Genomic DNA, 23,762 nt, shown 5'->3' with positions numbered 1-23,762 from the left:
CGCGGACGCAACGGCGCCGGCCGGGTTCGACGCGGCGCGCGCGCAGGCGGCGGCGCAGGCGCTGCTGCCGTCGCTGCGGCGCGGCGCGCTGGACGACGCCGCGCTGGCCGCGCTGGCGTCCGCGCTGGGCGGGGCCGGCGTGCCGGCCGCGCCGGCGCGGCTGCTGGCCACCCTGCACGCCGCACTGAACGATTTCGATTTCCCGCAGGCCCATGCTACGCTGCTGGAATTGGCCGGACAGCTGGCCACGGAGAACCCATGATCGCCCCACCCGCCCCCCACCAGCCGCTGATCCTCGCCGTCGACGACGAGGCCAGCAACCTGCAGCTGCTGCGCCACATCCTGCAGGACCAGTACCGCCTGCTGTTCGCCAAGGACGGCCCGCGCGCGCTGGAACTGGCGCGCCAGGAGCAGCCGCAGCTGATCCTGCTCGACGTCATGATGCCCGGCATGACCGGCTACGAGGTGTGCCGCCAGCTCAAGGCCGACGAGGCCACCGCCGCCATCCCGGTGATCTTCGTCACCGCCCTCAACGACGCCAGCGACGAGGTGGTCGGCTTCGAGGCCGGCGCGGTCGACTACATCACCAAGCCGGTCAGCCCGCCCATCGTGCGGGCCCGCGTGCGCACCCACCTGTCGCTGGTGCGGGTGGACGAGCTGGCCCGCACCCGGCTGGAGATCGTCCAGCGCCTGGGCCTGGCGGCCGAATACAAGGACAACGAAACCGGCCTGCACGTGATCCGCATGAGCCACTACGCGCGCATCCTGGGGCGCGCGGCCGGCATGAGCGAGGCCGAGGCCGACGACCTGCTGCACGCGGCGCCGATGCACGACGTCGGCAAGATCGGCATCCCGGACAGCATCCTGCGCAAGCCCGGCCCGTTGGATCCGGACGAATGGAAGGTGATGCAGACCCACGCCACCATCGGCGGCGACATCATCGGCCGCCATGCGCGCGGCATGCTGGCGATGGCGCACCAGGTGGCGATGACGCATCACGAGAAATGGGACGGCAGCGGCTATCCGCACGGCCTGGCCGGCCAGCAGATCCCGCTGGTGGGGCGCATCGTCGCCATCGCCGACGTGTTCGACGCGCTGACCTCGACCCGGCCCTACAAGCCGGAATGGCCGCTGGAGAAGGCGGTCGAGTACCTGCAGCAGCAGCGCGGCAAGCACTTCGACGGCCAGCTGGTCGACCTGTTCCTGGCGCAGCTGCCGGCGCTGCTGGAGGTCAAGCAGCGCTGGGCCGAGCGCGACGCGGCCTGAGCGCGGCCGGCGCTCAGGCCGCCTGGCGCGTGGCGCGGCCGGCCAGCTGCGCCATCACCCGCACCACGTGGTCGATCTGCGCGCGGGTGTGGCCGGCGTTCATCATGAAGCGCAGCCGCGCCTGGCCCACCGGCGCCGCCGGGAACTGGATCGCGTCGACATGGATGCCTTCCCTGCGCAGCGCGATCGCATAGCGCTGGCAGGTCTCGGCCTCGCCGATCAGCACCGGCAGGATGGGCGTGTCGGTCGACAGCAGGGTGTAGCCCAGCGGCGCCATCTGCTCGATGAAGTAGCGCTGGTTGTCCCACAGGCGCTGGCGGCGCTGCGGTTCCTGTTCCAGCAGGTCCAGCGCCGCCAGCAGCGCGGCCGCCTGGTCCGGCGGCGGCGGGCAGGTGAAGCCGTAGGCCGAACTGGTCAGCCGGATCACGTCCGCCACGTCGCGCTCGACCGCGACGAAGCCGCCGATCGAACCGAGCGCCTTGCTCAGGGTTCCCATCTGCATGATGCACGGGCTGTAGCAGCCGTAATGCTCGGAGGTGCCGCCGCCATGCGCGCCCAGCACGCCGGTGGCGTGGGCGTCGTCGATGTACAGCAGCGCGCCGTGGCGCTCGGCCAGTTCCACCAGCGCCGGCAGCGGCGCGATCGTGCCCTCCATGCTGAACACGCCGTCGCTGACGATGATCGGCGTGCAGCCCTCGTCGGCGCCCGCCTTCAGCAGCGTGGCCAGGTGGTCCATGTCGCCGTGGCGGTAGTTGTAGCGCAGCGCGCCCGACATCTGGATGCCTTCGCGGATGCTGACGTGGTTGTACTCGTCCGAATAGTAGGCGTATTTGTGGCGCTTGCGGGCGCGGTAGCCGTGCAGGCGCGCCAGCGTGGCGGCCTTGACGATGGACGACAGCACGCCGATATTGGTCATGTAGCCGGTGACGAACAGCACCGCGTCGCTCTTGTGCTTGAGGGCGCCGAGCCGGGCCTCCAGCGTGCGGTAGACCTCGAGGTCGCCGCCCAGCAGGCGCGATTCGCAATTGCCCACGCCGTAGCGGTCCAGGCCGTCCTTGGCGGCCGCCACCAGGCGCGGATGGTTGGCCAGCGCCAGGTAGTTGTTGGTGCTGAACGACACCACGCTCTCCCCCTGGGTGACGAACACCGGGTCCGGCAGCGTGCTGTGGACCTGGCTGTCGTGGTGGACGGGATGATGTTTGAGCCAGTCGGCGATGTCGCTTAAGTCGTGCATGATGACGGGAGCCTCGATAGGTAACCGTCCATGCTAGCGCAGCCCGGCTTGCCGCAGGCTTGCGGCCGCATTACCGATCGGATAGCCGGGCTAGGCCGGGGGCGCCAGCGGCAGCAGGATGCGCGCCACCAGCCCCGGCGCGCCGTCCTCCAGCACCAGCTCGCCGCCGTGGGCCAGCGCGGTGGCGCTGACGATGGCCAGCCCCAGGCCGTTGCCCGGCAGGTGGCGGCTGTCGTCGAGGCGGTAGAAGCGCTGCCTGACCTTGCCGCGCTCGGCCTCGGGAATGCCGGGGCCGTTGTCCTGCACCGCGATCGACGCCAGGCCGCCGTGGTAGACCCCGGCCCGCACCCGGATCGCATGGCCCGGCCCGGCGTACTTGATGGCGTTGTCGAGCAGGCTGGCCACCGCGCTGGCCAGCAGGTTGCGGTCGCCGTCCACGTACAGGTGCTCGGGCGCCTCCACCGTCAGCGTCACGCCGCCGTCCTCGGCGCTGGCCTCGTACATCTCGCCGATGTCGCGCGCGATGTGGCCCAGGTCGAGCCGCTCGAACAGCCGGCTGCGCATGCCCGATTCGGCCTCGGCGATCTGCAGCAGGCGCTCGAACAGCCGGATCAGGTCGTCGATGTCCTCGATCGCGTCGCGCGCGGCGCCGGACAGGCGCGGCACCGTGGCCTCGTGCCGCAGCGCGTCGTCGAGCTTGCTGCGCACGCGGCCCAGCGGCGTGCGCAGGTCGTGCGCGATGGCGTTCGAGACGTGGCGGATGCCGTCCATCAGCAGTTCGATGCGGTCGAGCATGCGGTTGATGTCGCGCCCCAGCAGCGCGAATTCGTCGCGCCCGGTGACCGGGATGCGCGAGCTCAGGTCGCCCGCCTCGATCAGGGCGGCGGTGCGGCGGATGGTGCCCAGGCGCCGCTCGACCACGCGCCGGAACAGCAGCGCGCCGGCCACCGTCAGCAGCAGCGACACGCCGGCGCCGGCCAGCAGCGCGCGCCAGATCACGCCGCGCACCGCCTCCTGCTCGCTCAGGTCGCGCCCGACGATCAGCAGGCCGCCGCCGTCGAGCGGGCGCAGGTACAGCCGCGCCGGCGCCAGGCGGCCGTCGCGCCTGACCACGGCGCTGAGCAGGCGCGGCTCGTCGCCGGCGCGCAGCGCCAGCGCCGGCCACGAGCTCAGGTTGCCGGCCTGCGGCGCGCCGTCGGCCGCCAGCAGCTGGAAGATCTCGCGGTCGCTGTCGATGCCGTCGTCCAGCTGGCGCCGCACCTCGGCCGCCAGCACGCTGTGCGGCGCGCCGCCGGCGCGCGCCTGCAGGCGGTCGGACTGGGCCACGATGCGGCCGTCGATGTCCCGGTCCAGCACGCCCACGGTGCCGCGGTAGAACACCGCCGACACCGCCACGATCGAGGCCATGCCCAGCAGGCCGTAGCCCAGCACCAGCTTGGCCGCGATCGAGGCGCGCAGATTAATCAAGCGGCGGCTCCGCGCCCTCGGGCGGGGTCGGCCCCATGCGGTAGCCGACCCCGCGCAGCGTGTGGATCAGCATGACGGGGAAGTCCTTGTCGACCTTGGCGCGCAGGCGGCTGATCTGGACGTCGATGACGTTGGTCTGCGGGTCGAAGTGGTAGTCCCACACCGATTCGAGCAGCATGGTGCGGGTCACCACCTGGTTGACGTTGCGCATCAGGTACTCCAGCAGCCGGTATTCGCGCGGCTGCAGCGTGATGACCCTGGCGCCGCGCGTCACGCGCAGCGTGCGCAGGTCCAGCTTGAGGTCGGCCACCTGCAGCGTCGAACTGTCGGCGCCGGGCGCGCTGCGCCGCTGCAGCGCCTCGATGCGCGCCAGCAGCTCGGAAAAGGCGAACGGCTTGGACAGGTAGTCGTCGGCGCCGCCGCGCAGGCCGCTGACGCGGGCGTCGATTGAGGTCAGCGCGGAAACGATGATGACCGGGGTCTGCTTGCCCAGCGCGCGCAGCTTGTCGACGATGGACAGGCCGTCGATGCGGCCCGGCAGCATGCGGTCGAGGATGATGATGTCCCAGTCGTTGCCGGCCGCCAGGTCGAGGCCGTCCGGGCCGTTGTCGCAGGCGCTCACCAGGTGGCCCGCCTCGCGCAGCCCCTTGCAGATGTAGTTCGAGGTGTCGGCTTCGTCTTCAATAACCAGGCAGCGCACGCGGTTCTCCGGGATTCAGGGTGGTGCGGTATTCTACCCTGCGGCGCGCGGCCGTTGGTGAACTCCCGCCCGGACGACGTCGTTGCGTCGCACAGGGAGTGGCGCCGTCTTGGCAGCGCCAACGTTGAGGACCATCGGCAGGACGCGGAGTTCGACCGCCATCATAGCCGCGTCCGCCCGCGGCGGACTTGCGCCAGATCAAACAGGGCGCCCGCCCCGGCCGGCGGCCAGCTCGGCGTACAGCGCGTGGTAGTTGCGCGCCATGGTCTCGGCGGTGAACAGTTCCCAGTAGCGGGCCTCGGCGCGCCGGCCCATCTCGGCGGCGCGCTCGGGCTGCTCCCACAGCGTGCGCATGGCCGCGCCGAAGGCTTGCGGGTCGTCGGGCGGCACCACCAGCCCGGTCTCGTTGTCGATGTTGATGTAGGTGGTGCCGGTGCCGATCTCGCTGGAGATCATCGGCTTGCCGTACATCGCCCCCTCCAGCAGCGAGATGCCGAACGCCTCCGAGCGCAGGTGCGAGGGGAACACCATGGCGTAGCTCAGTTCCAGCAGCGCCACCTTGTCCAGCTCCTCCACCGCGCCGACGAAGATCACATGGGTCAGGCCGAGGCGGCGCGCGTGCTCCTTGAGCTCGCGCTCGATGGGGCCGGCGCCGACGATCACCACCGGATAGTCGAGCTTGGCCATGGCGTCGAGCAGGATGTGCAGGCCCTTGTAGTAGCGCAGCACGCCGACGAACAGGAAGAAGCGCTCGCCGCAGCGGGCCCGCCACTGCGCCTTGAGCGCGGCCGGCGGCTGCGGATAGATCGACTTGTCCAGGCCGTAGGTGATGGTGCGCGTCTTGTGGGCGAAGCGCTTGAGCACCGGCGACGAGGCCAGGTAGTTGGGCGAGGTGGCGACGATGGTGTCGATGCTGCGCAGGAAGCAGCGCTTGAGCGGGCCGTACACGCGCAACAGGTTTTTCTGGCGCACGATGTCCGAGTGGTAGGTCACCACGCTGGGCTTGTCGATGCGGGCCAGGAAGTGGGCCACGTCCATGAACGGCCACGGGAAGTGGTAGTGGATCACGTCGGCCTCGCGCGCCAGGCGCGCCAGCTGGCGGATGGCGGCGAACGAGAAGCCGGTCGAGGCCAGCTCGAAGTCGAGCGGCGCGCGGTGCACGGTGTGGCCTTCGAAGTCGAGCTGCGCCGGGCCGCTGTCGCGCGTGAGTGTCAAGACCTCGTTGCGCACGCCGAGGCGGCTGGTGCCCACGCACAGCTGGCGTATCACCTGCTCGATGCCGCCCCAGGTGTCCGGGTAGTAGGTCTTGTAGAAATGGAGGACGCGCATGGCTGCTTCAGTGAGGCTTCAATTGGACAGGACGGCGCGGTACACGGCGACGGTGCGGCGGGCGGCGGCGTCCCAGGTCAGTTCCAGCGCGCGGCGGCGGCCGGCGGCGATGCAGCGCTGGCGCAGCGCGTCGTCGCGCGCCAGGGTGGTCATCGCGGCGGTCATTTCCGGCACCGACAGCGGATCGAATTCCAGCGCCGCGCCCTGCGCCACCTCCGGCAGCGAGGTGGCGTTGGAGCTGGCCACCGGCACGCCGCTGGCGAAGGCCTCCAGCAGCGGCAGGCCGAAGCCCTCGTGCAGCGACGGGAACACGAAGGCGCCGGCGCCGGCGTAGATGTGGTGCAGCTGGGCGTCGTCGGTCAGGCGGCTGAGCCAGACCACGTTCTCGCCGCGCTGGCCGGCGGCCCTGATCTGCGCCACCAGCTCGTCGCTGAGCCAGCCGGGCGCGCCGACGATCACCAGCTGGCGCGCGGCGCGCAGCACCGGCGGCAGCGCCAGGTAGGCCTCCAGCAGGCGGCCGACGTTCTTGCGCGGCTGCAGCGTGCCGACGAACAGGAAGTAGCCGGCGCGCAGGCCGTGCAGCGCCAGCGTGGCGTCGCGCGCCTCGGCCGCCGGCGCCTCGAACCATTCGGGCCGCACGCCGTGGTGCACCACGCTGATCCTGCGCTCGTCGACGCCGAAGTGCTCGACCAGCTCGCGGATCGAATAGTGCGAGCCGGTGATCACGTGCTGGGCCTTGCGCGCGGCCTTGATCTGCAGCCAGTTCTTCAGGCCGCGCAGGCGCGGCGTGCACCACTCGGGATGGGCGATCGGCACCGCGTCGTGCAAGGTCGCCACCACCGGGCAGTCCATGCGCACGATGCGGTAGTCGGTGGCGTGGAACAGGTCCAGCGGCGCCGCGCCCTGGCCCGCCAGGCCGCTGACATTCATGCGCACCGAGGACGGCAGCAGCAGGTCGGCCAGGGTCGCGCCGCGGAAGGAGCGCGGCAGCGCGCGCCCCACGTGGACGCGGCTGGCGTCGCCGCCGGGCGCGAAGGACAGCGGCTGCACCTCGGCGCCGGCGCGCGGCAGGTGTTCGAGCAGCGCGCGGCTGTACACGCCCAGGCCGTCGAGGCGGCCGCCGGTCAGCGTGGTCTCGGCGGTGGTGGTGGACAGGCCCACCCGCAGCGGGCGGGCGGCCTTGGTGTCGGCCACGCTCACGCCGTGTACATCCAGCGCAGCGTGTCGGCCAGCGGCACCGTGGCCAGCGGGCCGACGGCGGCCACCAGGCGGCGGTTGTCGCCGACCAGGCGCACCACCTCGTTGGCGCGCACGAAGGCCGGATTGACGTGGACGTTGATCTGGTAGCCGGCGATGTCGGCCATCATGGCCAGCGCCTCGCCCAGCGAGTACGCCTGGCCGGAACAGATGTTGAAGGTCCGGCCGGCCACGGCGGGGCCGGCGGCCAGCAGGCGGCGGTAGCTGTGCGCCACCATGCGCACGTCGGAGAAGTCGCGCCACACGTGCAGGTTGCCCAGCTCGATGTCGGCGGCGCGGCGGCGGAAGTGCGAGACGATCTTGGGCAGCAGGAAGTTCTCGTGCTGGCCCACGCCGGTGTAGTTGAAGGGGCGCACCACGATCAGCGGCAGCTTGTCCTGCCACAGGCGCGCCATGTATTCCATGGCCAGCTTGCTGACCGCGTAGTCATTGGCCGGCGCGGCCGGCACGTCCTCGCCGATCAGGCCGGCGTCGGTGTTGCCGTAGATGTTGGCGCTGGAGGCCAGCAGCACGGCCGACGGCTTATGCTCGGCGGCGGCCAGCGCCTCCAGCAGGTTGCGGGTGCCGGCCACGTTGACGCGGTAGATCTGCTCGACGTCGCCGTGGCCGACAAAGGCGATCGCCGCCAGGTGGGCCACCACGTCCGGACGCACCTGGGCCACCACGTCGGCCAGGCCGGCGCGGTCGTTCAGGTCGACGGCGAACTGGCGCGCGCCGGGCGCGTGGCCGGGCGTGATGGTGCCGTAGACCTCGTAGCCGGCGTCGCGCAGCTCCTGCTCGACGTAGCGGCCGGTGAACCCGGACAGCCCCGTGACCAGGGCGCGCTTGCCCATGCCTTCAGCAGCCATCGTGGTTCCTTAGAAGGAGAAGCCGGCTTGGTTGCGGCGCAGGTCGGCCTCGACCATCATCTGGCACAGCTGCTCCAGCGTGGTCTGCGGCTTCCAGCCCAGTTCCTTGTGCGCCTTGGCCGGATCGCCGATCAGCAGCTCGACCTCGGCCGGACGGTAGAACTTCGGATTGACGCGCACCAGCACCTTGCCGGTTTTCTTGCAGGTGCCGATTTCGTGATCGGCCGAGCCGCTCCACTCCAGCGCCACGTCGACCGCCTTGAACGCCATGCTGACGAAGTCGCGCACGGTTTCGGTGCGGTTGGTGGCCAGCACATAGGTGTCCGGCTCATCGGCCTGCAGGATGCGCCACATGCCCTCGACGTATTCCTTGGCGTAGCCCCAGTCGCGCTTGGCGTCCAGGTTGCCCAGTTCCAGCACGTCGAGCTGGCCCAGGTGGATCTTGGCGACCGAGTCGGTGATCTTGCGGGTGACGAACTCGCGGCCGCGCAGCGGCGACTCGTGGTTGAACAGGATGCCGGAGCAGCCGAAGATGCCGTAGGATTCGCGGTAGTTCACGGTCATCCAGTGGGCATACAGCTTGGCCACGCCGTACGGGCTGCGCGGGTAGAACGGGGTGTCCTCCTTCTGCGGCACGGCCTGCACCTTGCCGAACATTTCCGAGGTCGACGCCTGGTAGAAGCGGATCTTGGGATTGACGATGCGGATCGCCTCGAGCAGGTTGACCGGGCCGATGCCGGTGATTTCCGCCGTGGTGACCGGCTGTTCGAACGACACGCCGACAAAGCTTTGCGCCGCCAGGTTGTAGACCTCGTCCGGCTGCGCGCTTTGCAGCAGGCGGATGTTGGAGCCCAGATCGGTCAGATCGTATTCCACCAGCTTCAGATTCGGATGCGACTGGATGCCCAGTTCCTCGATACGCCAGAAATTCACCGAGCTGGTACGGCGATAAGTGCCCGTGACTTCATAACCTTTTTCCAGCAACAACTCCGCCAGATATGCGCCGTCCTGGCCGGTAATGCCCGTAATCAGGGCTCTTTTTATTTTATTCATGGTGAATAGCAATCCAAATCATGGGTGACTTTACAACCCGGTATTGTAACAGAGCACCCATGCAGCACTTCTCACCAATTATGTCGATTACATCACTTACATCTTGTTACCGCCGGGCGCAGCGATGGCACGACTTCATTGATTCAAAGGCAACAAAAAAGGGCCGGCCCGCCGCGCGAACCGGCCCCGGGCCGTGCCTCCGGCGCGCGCGGCTTACACCTTGCGCTGGGCCACCGCGTCGACCACGCACAGCGCGGTCATGTTGACGATGCGGCGCACCGTGGCCGACGGCGTCAGGATGTGCACCGCCTTGGCGCAGCCCAGCAGGATGGGGCCGACCGCGATGCCGTTGCCGGCCGCCGTCTTGACCAGGTTGTAGGCGATGTTGGCGGCGTCGATGTTGGGCATCACCAGCAGGTTGGCGTCGCCCTTGAGCGTGGTGCCCGGCATGATGGAGTTGCGCAGCTTGGAGTCCAGCGCGGTGTCGCCGTGCATCTCGCCGTCCACTTCCAGCGCCGGGTCGAGCTGCTTGACCAGCTCCAGCGCGGCGCGCATCTTCTGCGCCGATTCGCTGTTGGACGAGCCGAAGTTCGAGTGCGACAGCAGGGCCGCGCGCGGCGACAGGCCGAAGCGGCGCATCTCCTCGGCGGCCATCACGGTGATGGCGGCCAGCTCCCTGGCGTTCGGGTTTTCGTTGACGTGGGTGTCGACCATCACCAGCTGGCGCTCGGGCATGATCAGCACGTTCATCGCGGCGTACACGCAGGCGCCGTCGCGCTTGCCCAGCACCTGGTCGATGTAGTGCAGGTGCAGCTGGGTGGTGCCGAAGGTGCCGCAGATCATGCCGTCGGCGTCGCCCTTCTTGATCATCATGGCGCCGATCAGCGAGTGGCGGCGGCGCATCTCCAGCTTGGCGTACTCCTGGGTCACGCCCTTGCGGCTGGTGAGCTCGTAGTAGGCCTGCCAGTATTCGCGGTAGCGCTCGTCGTGGTCGGGGTTGATCACGTCGAAGTCCACGCCCTGCTTGAGGCGCAGGCCGAACTTGGTGATGCGCGTCTCCAGCACGGCCGGACGGCCCACCAGGATGGGACGGGCCAGCTTCTCGTCGACGATCACCTGCACCGCGCGCAGGATGCGCTCCTCCTCGCCCTCGGCGTAGACAATGCGCTTGAGCTCGGCGGCGGTCTTCTTGGCCACCTGGAACAGCGGCTTCATGAAGGTGCCGCTGCGGTAGACGAACTGTTGCAGGCTGTCGGCGTAGGCTTGCAGGTCCTTGATCGGACGGGTGGCGACGCCGGAATCCTCGGCCGCCTTGGCCACGGCCGGGGCGATCTTGATCAACAGGCGCGGATCGAAGGGCATCGGGATCAGGTACTCGGGGCCGAACGACAGGTTGCTGAAGCCGTAGGTGGTGGCGACGATGTCGGACTGCTCGGCGTGCGCCAGCTCGGCGATCGCGTGCACCACGGCGATTTCCATTTCGCGCGTGATGGTGGTGGCGCCGCAGTCGAGCGCGCCGCGGAAGATGTAGGGGAAGCACAGCACGTTGTTGACCTGGTTCGGATAGTCCGAGCGGCCGGTGCAGATGATGGCGTCGCCGCGCACCGCCTTGACGTCTTCCGGCAGGATTTCCGGGTTCGGGTTGGCCAGCGCCAGGATCAGCGGATTGGGCGCCATGGCCTTGACCATGTCCTGCTTGAGCACGCCGCCGGCCGACAGGCCGAGGAAGATGTCGGCGTCGCTGATCACCTCGGCCAGCGTGCGGGCCGTGGTGTCGCGCGCGAAGCGTTCCTTGTCCGGGTCCATCAGTTCCTTGCGGCCCTTGTAGACCACGCCGGCCAGGTCGGTGACGTAGATGTTCTCCAGCGGGAAGCCGAGGTCGACGATCAGGTCCAGGCAGGCCAGCGCGGCCGCGCCGGCGCCCGACACCACCAGCTTGCAGCGGGCGATGTCCTTGCCCACGTACTGGATGCCGTTCATGATGGCCGCGCCGACGATGATGGCGGTGCCGTGCTGGTCGTCGTGGAAGACCGGGATCTTCATCTTCTCGCGCAGCTGGCGCTCGATGTAGAAGCACTCGGGCGCCTTGATGTCCTCCAGGTTGACGCCGCCGAAGGTCGGCTCCAGCGAGGCGATGATGTCGACCAGCTTGTCGGGGTCGGATTCATTGATCTCGATGTCGAACACGTCGATGCCGGCGAACTTCTTGAACAGCACGCCCTTGCCCTCCATCACAGGCTTGGCCGCCAGCGGGCCGATGTTGCCCAGGCCCAGCACGGCGGTGCCGTTGGTGATGACGGCCACCAGGTTGCCGCGCGCCGTGTACTTGTAGGCGTTGGCCGGATCGATGACGATCTCCTCGCACGGCGCGGCCACGCCCGGCGAGTAGGCCAGCGCCAGGTCGCGCTGGTTGGTCAGTTGCTTGGTCGGCGTGACGCTGATCTTGCCGGGCGTCGGGCACTCGTGGTATTCGAGCGCCGCGAGGCGCAATTGTTGACGAAGTTCTTCTTTTTTATCAGATGACGAATCCATGCTGTGCGGCCTTCCTGTTTGTACTGTCGGAAAGCTTCCGATTTTATCAGACCAATTCTTTCAATTAAGTAGGTATTTTCACCAACAGCTATGACTGATATCAGCATTATTTATGATTCAATGCAACAAAAACCGAATTTTTGTCGTTTTTAGCGGCATTAACCTATGAATAGCTCCAACATAATCAATTTTCCGTATCTATAACTATTTTGTATTGCTTGATGAAATTTGATTGAAAATACCAATTATCAGGCGCCGGCGCCGGACACCGGCCGCGCCGGTCTTCAGTACAATGGCGCATGCTCTCAGAATTCGACCTCATCCAGGAATACTTCCAGCGCCCCCAGCACGCCGTCCGCGCCACGCTGGGCATCGGCGACGATTGCGCCCTGCTCACCCCCACGCCCGGCATGCAGACGGCGATCTCGTCCGACATGCTGGTCGAGGGCCGCCACTTCTTTGCCGGCGAGGATCCGGCCCGGCTCGGCCACAAGGCGCTGGCGGTCAACCTGTCGGACCTGGCGGCCATGGGCGCGCGTCCGGTCGGCTTCACGCTCGCGCTGGCGCTGCCGTCGGCCGAGCGCGACTGGCTGGCCGGCTTCGCCAAGGGCCTGTTCGCGCTGGCCGACGCCTACAACATCGAGCTGATCGGCGGCGACACCACCAGGGGTCCGCTCAACATCTGCATCACCGTGTTCGGCGAGGTGCGGCCGGGCCAGGCGCTGCGCCGCAGCGCCGCCCGGCCGGATGACGACATCTGGATCTCCGGCACGCTGGGCGACGCCCGCCTGGCGCTGGCCGGCTACCGCCTGGAGCAAAGCATGGACGCGGCCAGCCTGCAGGCGGCTGCCGCGCGCATGCACACGCCGACCCCGCGCGTGGCGCTGGGCATGCTGCTGGCCGAACAGGGCATCGCCCACGCGGCGATCGACATCTCGGACGGCCTGGTGGGCGACCTCGGCCACATCCTCAAGCAGTCGCGCGCCGGCGCCACGCTGGACGTCGACGCGCTGCCGGCCGGCGCCGTGCTGGCCACGCGCGAGAGGGCGCTGCGGCGCGCCTTCGCGGCGGCCGGCGGCGACGACTACGAGCTGTGCTTCACCGCGCCGGCCGCGGCGCGCGCGGCGGTGCTGGCGGCCGCGGCCAGCGTGGCCACCCCGGTCACGCGGGTGGGCCGCATCGAGGCCGCGCCCGGCCTGCGCCTGGTGGACGCGGCCGGCGCCCCGCTCGACCTGCAGCTACAGGGCTTCGATCACTTCGCTTCCTGAAGCGCGGTCACGTCCTCGCCCGGCTGGCCGACGCGCCGGCCGCTGCCCTGCATCAGCCAGTAGTGGTGGAAGGCCAGGCGGATGTTGTCGCGCAGCTGGGTGTCGTCCCACGGCTTGGTGTAGAAGCGGTAGATGGCGCCGCGGTTGATCGAGTCGAGCACCGCGTCCAGCCCCGTGTAGCCGGACAGGATGATGCGTATCGTCTCCGGATACATCTCCTTGACCTTGCTGAGGAACTCGGTGCCGCTCATGCCCGGCATGCGCTGGTCGCACACGATCACCTGCACCGCGTGCAGCGCCAGCAGCTCGAACGCCTCGCCCGGCGTGGCCGCCGTCAGGATCTGGTAGCCGTCGCGCCGGAACAGCCGGTGCAGCGAGGACAGCACGTTGACGTCGTCGTCGACGATGAGCAGGGTCTGCGCCGGCTGGCCCGGCTTGGCCGCGTCCGCCGGCAGGCAGTGGCCGGACTGCACCAGCGCCGCCATCTCGGCCGGCGCCACCGGCCGGCTGAAGAAATACCCCTGGATCTCGTCGCAGCGGCTGCGCCGCAGGTATTCGAGCTGGGCGCGCGTCTCCACCCCCTCGGCGATCACCCGCAGCTTCAGGCTGTGCGCCATGCTGATGATGGCCTGGGCGATGGCCGCGTCGTTGGGGTTGGTGGTGATGTCGCGCACGAAGGCGATGTCGATCTTGAGCTTGTCGATCGGGAAGCGCTGCAGGTAGGCCAGCGACGAATAGCCGGTGCCGAAGTCGTCGATCGCCACCTTCAGGCCCAGCGCCTTCAGGCTGGCCAGCACGCTGATGGTGCGCTCGGTGTTGGACATCAGCGCGGTCTCGGTCAGCTCCAGCTCCAGCAGCTCGGCCGGGACGTCGTGGCGCAGCAGCGCGCTGCGCACCACCAGCTCCAGGTCGCCCTCGACGAACTGGCGGCTGGCGACGTTGACCGCCACCCGCACCGGCCCGACCTCGCTGCGCAGCCAGGCGCCGATCTGGCGGCAGGCGGCGTCGATGATCCAGGCGCCGACCCGCACGATCAGGCCGGTGTCCTCCAGCACCGGCACGAACTCGGCCGGATACACCAGGCCGCAGCCGGGCCGCTGCCAGCGCAGCAGCGCCTCGGCGCCCACCATCTGGCCGCTGTGCAGGTTGACCTTGGGCTGGTAGTACAGCAGCAGCTCGTTGTGCTCGAGCGCGCGGCGCAGCGCCATCTCCATGTCCAGCCGCGCCAGCACCTGCACGTTCATGCCGGCGGTGAAGAAGCGGTAGCCGTCGCGCCCGGCCTGCTTGGCGCGCTCCATCGCGGTGTCGGCGTACTTGACCAGCGTGTGCGGATCGGTGGCGTCGTCCGGGTACATGGCGATGCCGATGCTGGCGCTGAGCTCGGCCGGATGGCCGTCCAGGTCGAACGGCTGGCGCAGCGCCTCGCGCACCTCGTTGGCGGTGTGCACCGCGTCCTGCTGGTCGCGCGTCATGGTCAGGATCAGCGCGAACTCGTCGCCGCCCATGCGCCCGACCGTGTCGCGGATGCGCACGCACTGCACCAGCCGGTTGCTGAACTGGCGCAGCAGCTCGTCGCCGGCCGCCGCGCCCAGCGAATCGTTGACGTTCTTGAAGCGGTCGAGCGCGATGAACAACACCACGATGCGCCACGACTTTTCCTGCGCCAGCGCGATGGCGTCGCCCAGCGTCTGGAAGAACAGCGTGCGGTTGGGCAGGCCGGTCAGGCTGTCGTAGTGGGCCATGTGCTGCAGCAGCTCCTCGGCCTGGCGCCGCTCGCTGATGTCGCGCGCCACGCCCAGCAGGATGTCGGGCTGGCCGGGGCGCTGCAGCAGCTGCCAGTACAGCTCGACCGGCACGGCGATCAGGTCGCGCCGCATCAGCTCCAGCTCGACCATCTCGGGCGCGCGCGCCGGCCCCACCGCGGCCGCGTAGGCGGCCAGGCCCACGGCCTGCTCGCACAGCGCGGCCGGCGCGCCCAGGCCGATGCGGCTGGCGGTCTGGCCCAGCAGCTCGCCGCGCGGATAGCCCAGCATGCGGCAGGCGCCGTCGTTGACGTCGACCAGCGCGGCGCTGCCGGCGTCGAGCAGGAAGATGGCGTCGGCGGTGGCGTCCATCGCGCTGCGGAAGCGCTGCAGCTCGGCGGTGCGCTCGCGCACGGTCTGCTCGAGCCGCGTGTTGTAGCCGCGCGCCTCGCGGTGCAGCAGGCGCACCTCCAGCAGGTTGCGGATGCGGGTGAGCACCTCGACCGGGTCGAAGGGCTTGCTGACGAAGTCGCGCGCGCCCAGTTCCAGCGCCTTGATCTTTTGGTCCGGCTGGGCCGTGACCACCAGCACCGGCAGCCAGGCCTCGGTCTCGAGCGGGCGGATCGCCTCCATCACGTCGAAGCCGCTCATGCCGGGCATCTGCAGGTCGAGGATGATCAGGTCGTACTGGTGCTCGGCGTGCCAGCCGGCCACCACGCGCGGGTCGGTGGTGGAGCTGACCGCCGTGTAGCCGGTGGACTTGAGCAGGAATTCCAGCAATTCCACATTCACGGGCTGATCGTCGACGATCAGGATGCTGGCGTTGAAGATGTCGGTCTGGCTGATCATGAGATGCGCCTCCGTATGGTCCCCAGGGAGCCGGCGCCGTGGCCGGTGCGGACCGCTGACTACTACCGAGCAAGCTTAACAGTTTGCCCAATTGGCGGCGCACGGCTGCGGTGTTTGGGCAGCGGCGGCCGGATTATCCGTTCGAGTGTACGCAAGTTCAAATCGGCGGTCTAATGTTTTTTGGCATGTTGCGGTTCAGGCAAATCAGCCGTGCGCCGCTGGCATCGATTGCACACTGCATGGTAGAGTGGAAGCGAGGCCACAGATAGCCGCTACAGACGGAGCGTTCCATGAATTCCACAGACACCATTCTTGACCTGGCCGCGCAAGTGGGCAAGTCTCTGCAGGCCAAGGGCCTGATCCTGGCCACGGCCGAATCGTGCACCGGCGGCGGCGTGGCCCAGGCCATCACCGAGATCGCCGGCTCGACCGCCTGGTTCGATTGCGGCTTCGTCACCTATTCCAACGCCTCCAAGAGCGAGATGCTGGACGTGTCGGCCGCGCTGATCGCGCAGATGGGCAGCGTGTCCGAGGAGGTGGCGGCGGCCATGGCCACCGGCGCGCTCGGCGCCAGCAACGCCCACCTGGCGGTCTCGACCACGGGCATCGCCGGCCCCACCGGCGCCGTGCCGGGCAAGCCGGTCGGCACCGTGTGCTTCGGCTGGGCCAACGGCGACACCGTGCACACCGAGCGCCTGGTGTTCGCCGGCGACCGCAAGGCGGTGCGCGAGCAGACCGTCATCCACGCCTTGCAGGGCTTGCTGCGCTTTATCGACTGAATGCGCGACTGAATGCGCGACTGAATGCGGGCCGGCGGTTGCCATACCGCCGCAAAACAATTACTCTCGACGCATTCGAGCGATTCTGGAGTGATTGATGCAAAATTCGGTACATTTTATTCTCCAAGGTAAAGGCGGTATCGGCAAGACCCTGGTGTCCACCATCCTGGCGCAATGGATCGCGGCCAAGGACGAGACGCCGCTGCGCTGCTACGACACCGACCAGGAGAACGCGACCTTCTCGCGCTACAAGGCGATGGACGTCAAGCATGTGCCGGTGATGACCGACAGCCGCACCATCGACCCCAAGCGCTTCGACGCGCTGATGATCGACATCCTGGAGGAGGACGGCAACTGCGTCATCGACAACGGCGCCAACACCTTCTCGCCGCTGATGGGCTACCTGATCGAGAACGACTGCTTCTCGCTGCTGGAGGAATCCGGGCGCAAGGTCTACATCCACACCATCGTCGGCGGCGGCGACACGCTGCACGACACCGCCATGGGTTTCGTCTCCACCGCCAAGTCCACCAGCGTGCCGCTGGTGCTGTGGGAGAACGAGCACTTCGGCCTGCTGCAATCGGCGTCCGGCAAGCAGTTCACCGAATCGCAGACCTATGCCGACAATTCGGCCCGCGTGAAAGGCCGCGTGGTGCTGTCGGCCCGCAACGCCGACACCTTCGGCGCCGACATCAAGAAGATGAACACGGCCCGCCTGACCGCCCAGGAGGTGCGCGAAAGCGACAAGTTCAACCTGATGGAAAAGCAGCGCATCAAGGTGGTGTTCCGCGACTTGTTCGAGCAACTCGACAAAGTGGAATGGTAAGCCGCCATGGATCAGCACAAGCTGCGCAGCCTGGTCTTTGAAAAAACCGGCGTCCGGATCGACATCGACGATCCCGTGTTCGCGCTGGTGGCGCTGAACGAGGCGGTGCTGGCCGAGACCGTCGAGCGCCACATCGCGCTGATCGACGCCGCCTCGCAGGAGCTGGCGCAGCAGGCGCGGCTGGCCGGCGGCCTGGCGGCGCAACATGGCCGCAAGCCGGCGGTGCTGGACGCCACCAACGAACCGGCGATGGCCGGCGCCGACACGCCGTCTGCCTACGCGCCCACGCCCGCCGCCGGCCCGGTGCGGCCGATCGCCACCCAGGCGGAGGCCGTCACGCCGCGCGAGCTGCGGCTGCTGGGCGCGGCGGCCGGCGTCGCCGTGCTCAGCGCGCTGCTGGTGCTCGGCGGCCAGGCGGCCTTCTTCAAGCCGGGGCTGACGGCCGAGCAAAGCGCCGCGCTGGCCCAGGCCGACAAGCTGAACAAGGCGATCCAGAAGCTGGAGCCGAAAGTGCGCGAACAACTCCAGGCCGAACTGCAAAAATAAGGAAGCTGCATGCATTTTGAAGTCCCCAAAGCCAAGACCCTGAAGGAATTCGGTGGCGAATATTTGATGATCGTGATCAGTATCGCGACCGCGCTGGCGCTGGAGCATGGCGTGCAGACGGTGCACCACCGCCACCAGGCGCATGAGGCCGGCGTCAAGATCGACGCTGAAATCCAGGTCAATGTGCACGAGCTCGACGAAGCGCTCAAGCACAACAATGAGCAGCTGAAAATCATCCAGGCCACGCGCGAGCAGCTGCTGGCCGGCATCAAGGACAAGGTCGACGGCAAGGTCCTGCTCAGTCAGCTGCTGGAACAGCAGCACAACAAGCTGGGACTGAGCATCATGACGCCGTCGTTGCGGCGCGAGGCCTGGGAAGTGGCGATCGCCAGCCAGGCGGTCAGCTGGATGCCGCAGCAACAGCTGGAGCGCTACTCCAGCATCTACGCCAACATGCGCGACGTGCAATCGATCAGCGCCAGCGGCAGCAACAACTTCCTCAACGGCGCGGGCATGCTGAACACCATCAGCGACATCCAGATGGGCGACGGCGATGCCAAGGCCGTCTACCGCATGCTGTCGCAGATGATCAGCGCCTATTCCAGCACGGACGGCAACCTGCAGGAGCTGCGGGACAACCTGGCCAAGTCCGCCAGGGAAGCGCCGCACACCTGAGCCGCGCCCGGGAGATCAGGGCCGCCGCGCGCGGCCCATGATCGCGCCGCTTAGTTGGTGTACACCAGACCGCGGCCGGTACCGCTGAAGTAGATGCGGCCGTAGCTGTTCCAGTCGGCCGCCATCACGCCGATGCCGCCGTACTGGTGCGCGTCATCGTTGAAGCGCGCCCAGGTCGCACCGCCGTCGTCGGAGTGGTAGATGCCCCACACGCCATTCATCGCCCCCACCACGTAGACCGCCGCCGGGTACGACGAACCGGCCAGCGCCCTGCCCAGGGCGACGACGCTGGCGCCCTGCAGCTGTCCGGTGGAACCGTTGGCCGGGATCGTGGCGAAGCCGTTCAGCTTGGTCCAGCTCGCGCCCGAATTGGTCGAGTGGTACACGGCATTGCCGTCGGCCAGCCAGAGGTCGCCCTCGACGTTCGGGTTGACCGCCAGCGACGTGGCATACCAGCCGTTCGGCGCCAGGTTGGCCGACACCGAACCCTGGCTCAGCGCGAAGCTGTGGCCGCCATCGGTCGAGACGTAGACCTTGCCCTGCAGGTTGCTCCAGGAAGCGCCGCCCGAATCGTAGGCATAGACCTTGTTCGGATTCTTGCGGTCGACCACCAGGCGGTAGCCGCGATTGACACCGACGGCGGACAGCGCCGGCAGGTTGGTCGAAGTCCAGCTCGCGCCGTTGTTCGTGGTGTACGACGGCACCGAGTTGGCGGGCGCCCAGATCGCGTTGTTGCGGAACGCGGTCACGATGCTGGCCGATTCGCCGGTGTTGGCGGAAGCGCCGGCGGGCAGGGTCGCGAAGTTCGACCACGTGCTGCCGCCGTCGCCGGACCAGGAGCCGAACGCGACCGCAGGCGAGCCGTTGAACACGCCGGCACTGACGATGTAGCTCGGATCGGACCACAACACGTCGGCGGCGTTGCCGTTGCTCCATGCGCTGGTGGGCGCCCTGGTCGGCGTCGTCGCGAGGTCGGTCTGGACCCAGGTGCCGATGTCGCCCGCGCTGTTGACGAACTTGTACGGCGCGCCGGCCGGCGGCGTGACCAGCGCCAGGGTGGCGGTTTCCTCGAAGTTATTGAGCGGCACATCCCAGCTCGGGCTGGTCGCCGACGCATTCCAGGTTTCCCAGACACCGCCGCCGTGCACGTGCATGATGTGATCCTTGTTGGCCGGATCGATCTCGATGTCGTCCACCCAGCCCCGGTACGCTCCGCCCCAGTGCTGCATGCCGTCGGCGATTTCGTGCCAGGTGTTGCCGCCGTTGTCGGACAGCTGGACCACCGGCTGGCCGGCGCTCCATGTCCCGGTCACGGCCAGCGCGATGCGGGCCGTGGCGCCGGTGCCGTACACGGACACGCCACCGTAGCCGCCCTGCGTGGTCGTGGCGAGCTGGGCCCAGGTCTCGCCGTTGGTCACGCCGCCGAACCGGTAGAGGTAGCCCGGACCCTGGGCGCCCTGCCCGGCGTTCTTGTTGAACACCACGTAGTAGTTGCCGTCGCCGGTGCGCAGCATGTGCGGGACGAAGTAGCCGGACACGTTGGACGGCACCGACACCGGCGTCCACGAGAAGCCGCCGTTGCTGGACTTGTACATGGTCGAGCTCAGGCCCGCCTTCTGCACGTAATCCGGCGCGATGGCGGCGTACATGATCCACGTCGTCGCGCCGCCCCCCACGTTCGAGTTGTCGAAGACGATCTGCTCGACGCCCACCGGCGCCGTGCCCAGCCCCTGGATCTCGGCGGCCGTCAGTACCTTGCCCGACAATCCGGTCTGGGTCCAGGTCTGGCCCGAGTTCGTGCTCTTCCACAGGCCGGCCGTGCGCGAGGCATAGAACAGCGTCGATGGATTGGTGGGGTCGGGCTTCAGGCGTTCGCCGATGGCGCGGGCGTCCTCGTTGCCGCCCACCGGGAACGGCAGGTCGTAGTGCGTCCAGCTGGCGCCGCGGTCTCCCGAGGCATAGATGCGGCCGTTGATCGGGGTGCCGTCCCAGTTGTGCGAGTACATGCCTGTGACCAGGTAGACCTTGTTGTCGTTGGCCGGATCCAGGGCGATGCTTTCGACGCCGTGGAAGGTGCCCTCGCCCGCGTTGAAGCCGATGCCGTCGGTGATGGGCGTCCACGATCCGTTCGAATTGTTCCAGCGGTAGGCGCCGCCGATGTCGGTGCGCGCGTACATGACGTTAGCACTGGTCGGATGGTAGATGAGACCGGTGACATAGCCGCCGCCGCCCCACTTCACGCTGGTCCAACTGGCGGGCAAGGCGGTCGAGGTCGACGCGGCGGCCGTCACGCTGGTTGTCGCGGCAAGGAACTTGGGATTGCCGGTGGCGCTGTCGGACTGGCTGCCGCCGCAGGCGGTAAGCAGGCCCGCCAGCAAGGCAGGGACGACAAAATTGAACTTCCGATTCATGCGGTTCTCCTCCAAGAAAAACCATGTAAATGAGCCGGCGCCCGGTTTTGCAGCACCGGTGCTTGGACCGGCTTACGCGTTATTTTGGGACGAGGTCCGCATGCATCTTATCCGTTGGGGGAGGCCGTCTCACTTACGAAAACTGTCAAATACCGAAATGAAATTTCACAGTTGTGCGCCGCACGCCGGGGACATCCGGCGGCGGTCGGCGTGGTGGCGGCGGGTCACGCCTCGGCCAGCACGGCCGTCGAATACGGCGCCAGTTCCCGCCAGCCCAGGCGGGCGTACAGCGCGCGGCCGGCCTCGGTCGCCACCAGCAGGCGTTCGGCGTCGCCGGCCTGCGCGTCCAGCGCGTGCATCACGGCGCTGGCCAGTCCCCTGTTGCGGTGCGCCGGCGCCGTTTCGATGCGGTCGAATACCGCCGTCCCTTGATGCAGCACCACCCGTCCCATCGCCGCCGTCTGGCCGCCGGCGTCGAGCAGGCGCACGATGCGCGCGCCATGCTCGGCCGACGTCTGCGGCGTGTAGCCGGCCGGCGCCGGGGCGGCGCCCTCCATCGGGGCGGAGCGGTGCATCAGGTAGCGTGCCTGCTCCAGCGTCCAGCGGGACGGCAGCGCGCGCCGCATCGCTGCCGTATCGACGGCCGCCTTCAGGTAGACGCGCGCTTCCCGTATCCGCGCGGCGCAGGCTTGCAGCGCGGGGCCGGCGTCGAGGAAGACGTGGCGGCGCAGCTGCTCCGGCCAGCCCACTTCGACCACCAGGCCGCCGTCGCGGCGCTGCGGCGGCGGCAGGCCGCGCGCCAGGCTCCAGCCGCTCAGCCAGCGTTCCAGCAGGTCCAGGTCCAGGTCCGGCGTGGGCTTACGCACGACGGTTCAGCAAGGCCAGCGCATCCTGGATGCGCCGCGCAAACGCGGCCGGCTGGATGCGGTCGCCGGACTCCTGGCCGCCGATCAGGCACAGGTGCGCGAGGCGGCCCACCAGGTCCGCGTCGACCAGGGCGCCGGCGCGTGCGCGGCAAGTCGTGATGGCGAACGTCAGCCGCGTCTGGTCGACGCGCTGCTGGTAGACGGCCACCAGCGGATCGTGGCGCGCCCACGCGCGGATCGCGGTTTCCCGGCCCGGCTGTTTTTCGGCCGCGATGGCAAGATAGCGGTCCAGCACCTCCTCCAGGCTGCGGCCGTCGGCGGCATGGGCCAGCATGCGGTGCGCGTAGTCGGCCTCCCACGCCGACAGCAGCGCATGGACGAAATCTTCGCGGTTGCGGAAGTGGTGGTAGAACGAGCCGCGCGTCACGTTCAGGCGGCGCGCCAGACGCTCGGCCGAGATGCCGGCGTCGCCGTCGTGGTCCAGGGCGTCGAAGCCCGCGGCTATCCAATGATCACGCGTCAACAATCGTCTCACCTTGAAAACATACAGACTGTGTATGGTAGCACCGGCGTCGCTAGACTGCGGCTTCCTACCCTCAACCATGGAGCCGCAATGAAGACCATCGCGCTGGTCGCCTTCGACCACTTCACCGACATCGACCTGTTTCTGATGTGGGACATCCTCGGCCGCAACCGCCACGACTGGCAGGTGCGCATCCTCGGCAAGCAGCGCGAGCTGCGTTCCGCCCACGGCCTGCGGGTCGCCACGCACGGCGCGCTGGCAGAGGCCAACCAGGCCGACGTGGTGCTGTTCGCCAGCGGCAAGGACGGCGTGCCGGCCGCGCTGGCGGACCCGGACTTCATGGCGGCCTTCCAGCTGGACCCGGGCCGGCAGCTGATCGGTTCCATCTGCGGCGGCGCCTTCATCCTGGCGGCGCTGGGCCTGCTGCCGGGACGGCGCGCCGCCACCCATCCCGAGGCGCGCGGCGCATTGCGCGCGGCCGGCGTGGAGCCGGACGAGCGCCCGCTCATGAGCATCGGCAACGTGGCGACGGCGGGCGGCTGCCTGGCCGCGCTGTATCTGGTCGGCTGGATGGTCGAGCAGCTGTTCGGCGCGGAAAAAAGCCTGCAGACGCTGCGGCCTGTCCTGCCGGCGGGACAGTACGATTTGTACGAGCAGTTGATCGTGTCCAGCATCCGCCAGGGCCGCGACGGCTAGGCCAGTCCGGCCAGCAGATGCTGCCACAGCCGGCTGGCGACCGGGCCGTGGGCGGTGTCGCGGCGGCGCGCGATCACCAGTTCCAGTTCGCTTGCGCGGAAATGGTTGCCGGCCAGCGACAGCAAGCGGCCCTGCGCCAGATCCTCGTCCACCAGGTAATCGGGCATGTGGCCCCAGCCCATGCCCTGCAGGATCACTTCGCGCTTCATGAACTGGTCGGCCACGGTGCAGCGGCGCGCGCCGTCCACCACGAAGTAGTCGCGCGGCGGGCCGTCGCGTGCGCTGTCGCGAATCATGCACTGCACGTAGGGCCGCATCATCTCGGGCGTGATGCCGGCGTGCAGCGGGAAATCCAGGAAGCCCGGCGCCACCACCGGCACCAGCCGCACGCGCCGCCACGGCCGCGCTTCGAAGCGCAGGTCGGCCTGTTCGAGATGGTGGAAGATCAGGTCGGCCTCGCCGTTGTGCAGCCGTTCCCACGGCCCGGACAGCGCTTCGAAATGCAGGTCCAGCCGGGTGCCGGGGCACTGCGCGAAAAAGCGCCGCAGCAAACCCAGCGTGGCCGGCAAGGGGCACAGGTCGCCGATCACCACGGCCAGCTTGACCTCCTCGCCCTGCGCGATCTGGCGCGCCTGCATCGCCATCTGGCCGGCGCCGTCGAGCAGCTGCCGCGCCTGCTCGACGAAGGCCTGGCCGGCGTCGGAGACGGCGACGCGATAGCCGCTGCGGTCCAACAGCGCCAGGCCCAGCTGGCGCTCCAGGCTGGCGACGGCGGCGAACACGCTGGGATGCGAACGGTGCAGCCGCGCCGCGGCCTTCTGGAAGCTGCCCAGCTCGGCCACCGCCAGGAAGCACGCCAGTTCATGCAGGGTGAAGCCGACTGTGTTCATAAATC

At 68.6% G+C, this 23,762-nt stretch carries 21 protein-coding genes; 8 read left to right on the top strand and 13 right to left on the bottom strand.

The features are described 5' to 3' along the window. The coding region (locus AC07WS_RS25260) for a hypothetical protein (RefSeq protein WP_494731720.1) at nt 1-262 on the top strand (262 nt) is incomplete at its 5' end. Continuing rightward, nucleotides 259-1,266, top strand: coding sequence for a response regulator (locus AC07WS_RS25255; protein WP_494731719.1), 1,008 nt, complete (start codon nt 259-261; stop codon nt 1,264-1,266). The genes AC07WS_RS25260 and AC07WS_RS25255, both read left to right, overlap by 4 nt. A gap of 13 nt (nt 1,267-1,279) precedes the next feature. On the opposite strand, the gene AC07WS_RS25250 is transcribed toward AC07WS_RS25255, so the two are convergent. The 8 genes from AC07WS_RS25250 to AC07WS_RS25215 form a co-directional block, all read right to left on the bottom strand. Further along, entirely contained in the window at nt 1,280-2,500 is a 1,221-nt protein-coding gene (locus AC07WS_RS25250) for an aminotransferase class I/II-fold pyridoxal phosphate-dependent enzyme (RefSeq protein WP_494731718.1), read from the bottom strand. 90 nt (nt 2,501-2,590) lie between these two features. Then, nucleotides 2,591-3,967, bottom strand: coding sequence for a sensor histidine kinase (locus AC07WS_RS25245; protein WP_494731717.1), 1,377 nt, complete (start codon nt 3,965-3,967; stop codon nt 2,591-2,593). Then, on the bottom strand, nt 3,960-4,667 hold the full coding sequence (locus tag AC07WS_RS25240; protein ID WP_494731716.1) for a winged helix-turn-helix domain-containing protein: 708 nt from the start codon (nt 4,665-4,667) through the stop codon (nt 3,960-3,962). The genes AC07WS_RS25245 and AC07WS_RS25240 overlap by 8 nt, the downstream gene beginning before the upstream one ends. Before the next feature lie 198 nt (nt 4,668-4,865). Next, nucleotides 4,866-5,996, bottom strand: coding sequence for a glycosyltransferase family 4 protein (locus AC07WS_RS25235; RefSeq protein WP_494731715.1), 1,131 nt, complete (start codon nt 5,994-5,996; stop codon nt 4,866-4,868). Nucleotides 5,997-6,014: 18 nt separating this feature from the next. After that, nucleotides 6,015-7,196 carry a glycosyltransferase family 4 protein gene (locus AC07WS_RS25230; protein ID WP_494731714.1) on the bottom strand — a complete coding sequence of 394 codons (1,182 nt, stop codon included), beginning with the start codon at nt 7,194-7,196 and terminating at the stop codon, nt 6,015-6,017. Beyond that, on the bottom strand, nt 7,193-8,101 hold the full coding sequence (locus AC07WS_RS25225; protein WP_494731713.1) for an NAD-dependent epimerase/dehydratase family protein: 909 nt from the start codon (nt 8,099-8,101) through the stop codon (nt 7,193-7,195). The genes AC07WS_RS25230 and AC07WS_RS25225 overlap by 4 nt, the downstream gene beginning before the upstream one ends. Nucleotides 8,102-8,110: 9 nt before the next feature. After that, nucleotides 8,111-9,154, bottom strand: coding sequence for a GDP-mannose 4,6-dehydratase (gene gmd / locus AC07WS_RS25220; RefSeq protein WP_494731712.1), 1,044 nt, complete (start codon nt 9,152-9,154; stop codon nt 8,111-8,113). A gap of 213 nt (nt 9,155-9,367) precedes the next feature. After that, nucleotides 9,368-11,686, bottom strand: coding sequence for an NADP-dependent malic enzyme (locus tag AC07WS_RS25215; RefSeq protein ID WP_494731711.1), 2,319 nt, complete (start codon nt 11,684-11,686; stop codon nt 9,368-9,370). Between the two features lie 299 nt (nt 11,687-11,985). Here AC07WS_RS25215 and thiL point away from each other — a divergent pair, with 299 nt between their 5' ends. Further along, on the top strand, nt 11,986-12,954 hold the full coding sequence (gene thiL, locus AC07WS_RS25210) for a thiamine-phosphate kinase (protein ID WP_494731710.1): 969 nt from the start codon (nt 11,986-11,988) through the stop codon (nt 12,952-12,954). Here thiL and AC07WS_RS25205 read toward each other — a convergent pair. After that, a complete protein-coding gene (locus AC07WS_RS25205; RefSeq protein WP_494731709.1) occupies nt 12,939-15,545 on the bottom strand; it encodes an EAL domain-containing protein in 2,607 nt (868 codons plus the stop codon). The genes thiL and AC07WS_RS25205 overlap by 16 nt on opposite strands. A 290-nt stretch (nt 15,546-15,835) precedes the next feature. Here AC07WS_RS25205 and AC07WS_RS25200 point away from each other — a divergent pair, with 290 nt between their 5' ends. The 4 genes from AC07WS_RS25200 to AC07WS_RS25185 all read left to right on the top strand — a co-directional run bounded on the left by AC07WS_RS25200 (nt 15,836) and on the right by AC07WS_RS25185 (nt 18,371). Beyond that, nucleotides 15,836-16,324, top strand: coding sequence for a CinA family protein (locus AC07WS_RS25200; RefSeq protein ID WP_494731708.1), 489 nt, complete (start codon nt 15,836-15,838; stop codon nt 16,322-16,324). A 97-nt stretch (nt 16,325-16,421) separates the two neighbouring features. Continuing rightward, complete coding sequence (locus AC07WS_RS25195; RefSeq protein ID WP_494731707.1) at nt 16,422-17,150, top strand: P-loop NTPase family protein; 729 nt, start codon at nt 16,422-16,424, stop codon at nt 17,148-17,150. A gap of 6 nt (nt 17,151-17,156) precedes the next feature. Further along, complete coding sequence (locus AC07WS_RS25190) at nt 17,157-17,696, top strand: hypothetical protein (RefSeq protein ID WP_494731706.1); 540 nt, start codon at nt 17,157-17,159, stop codon at nt 17,694-17,696. Nucleotides 17,697-17,705: 9 nt separating this feature from the next. Continuing rightward, nucleotides 17,706-18,371, top strand: coding sequence for a hypothetical protein (locus AC07WS_RS25185; RefSeq protein ID WP_494731705.1), 666 nt, complete (start codon nt 17,706-17,708; stop codon nt 18,369-18,371). 50 nt (nt 18,372-18,421) lie between these two features. Here AC07WS_RS25185 and AC07WS_RS25180 read toward each other — a convergent pair whose 3' ends face one another. The 3 genes from AC07WS_RS25180 to AC07WS_RS25170 all read right to left on the bottom strand — a co-directional run bounded on the left by AC07WS_RS25180 (nt 18,422) and on the right by AC07WS_RS25170 (nt 22,174). Further along, nucleotides 18,422-20,782 carry a sialidase family protein gene (locus AC07WS_RS25180; RefSeq protein ID WP_494731704.1) on the bottom strand — a complete coding sequence of 787 codons (2,361 nt, stop codon included), beginning with the start codon at nt 20,780-20,782 and terminating at the stop codon, nt 18,422-18,424. 224 nt (nt 20,783-21,006) lie between these two features. Next, nucleotides 21,007-21,648, bottom strand: a complete 642-nt coding sequence (locus AC07WS_RS25175) for a GNAT family N-acetyltransferase (RefSeq protein ID WP_494731703.1) — start codon at nt 21,646-21,648, stop codon at nt 21,007-21,009. After that, the gene (locus AC07WS_RS25170; protein ID WP_494731702.1) at nt 21,641-22,174 is read right to left on the bottom strand and encodes a TetR/AcrR family transcriptional regulator; all 534 of its coding nucleotides are present in this window, start codon (nt 22,172-22,174) and stop codon (nt 21,641-21,643) included. The genes AC07WS_RS25175 and AC07WS_RS25170 overlap by 8 nt, the downstream gene beginning before the upstream one ends. Nucleotides 22,175-22,261: 87 nt before the next feature. On the opposite strand from AC07WS_RS25170, the gene AC07WS_RS25165 reads away from it, so the two are divergent. Further along, entirely contained in the window at nt 22,262-22,867 is a 606-nt protein-coding gene (locus tag AC07WS_RS25165; protein WP_494731701.1) for a DJ-1/PfpI family protein, read from the top strand. Here AC07WS_RS25165 and AC07WS_RS25160 read toward each other — a convergent pair. Further along, the gene (locus AC07WS_RS25160) at nt 22,864-23,757 is read right to left on the bottom strand and encodes a LysR family transcriptional regulator (RefSeq protein WP_494731700.1); all 894 of its coding nucleotides are present in this window, start codon (nt 23,755-23,757) and stop codon (nt 22,864-22,866) included. The genes AC07WS_RS25165 and AC07WS_RS25160 overlap by 4 nt on opposite strands. Nucleotides 23,758-23,762 lie beyond the last annotated feature (5 nt).

Source organism: Duganella sp. GW821-FHT01E12 (genome assembly GCF_059422325.1).
Note: the sequence above shows the minus strand (reverse complement) of the source record. Positions and strands in the feature narration are given on the sequence as shown.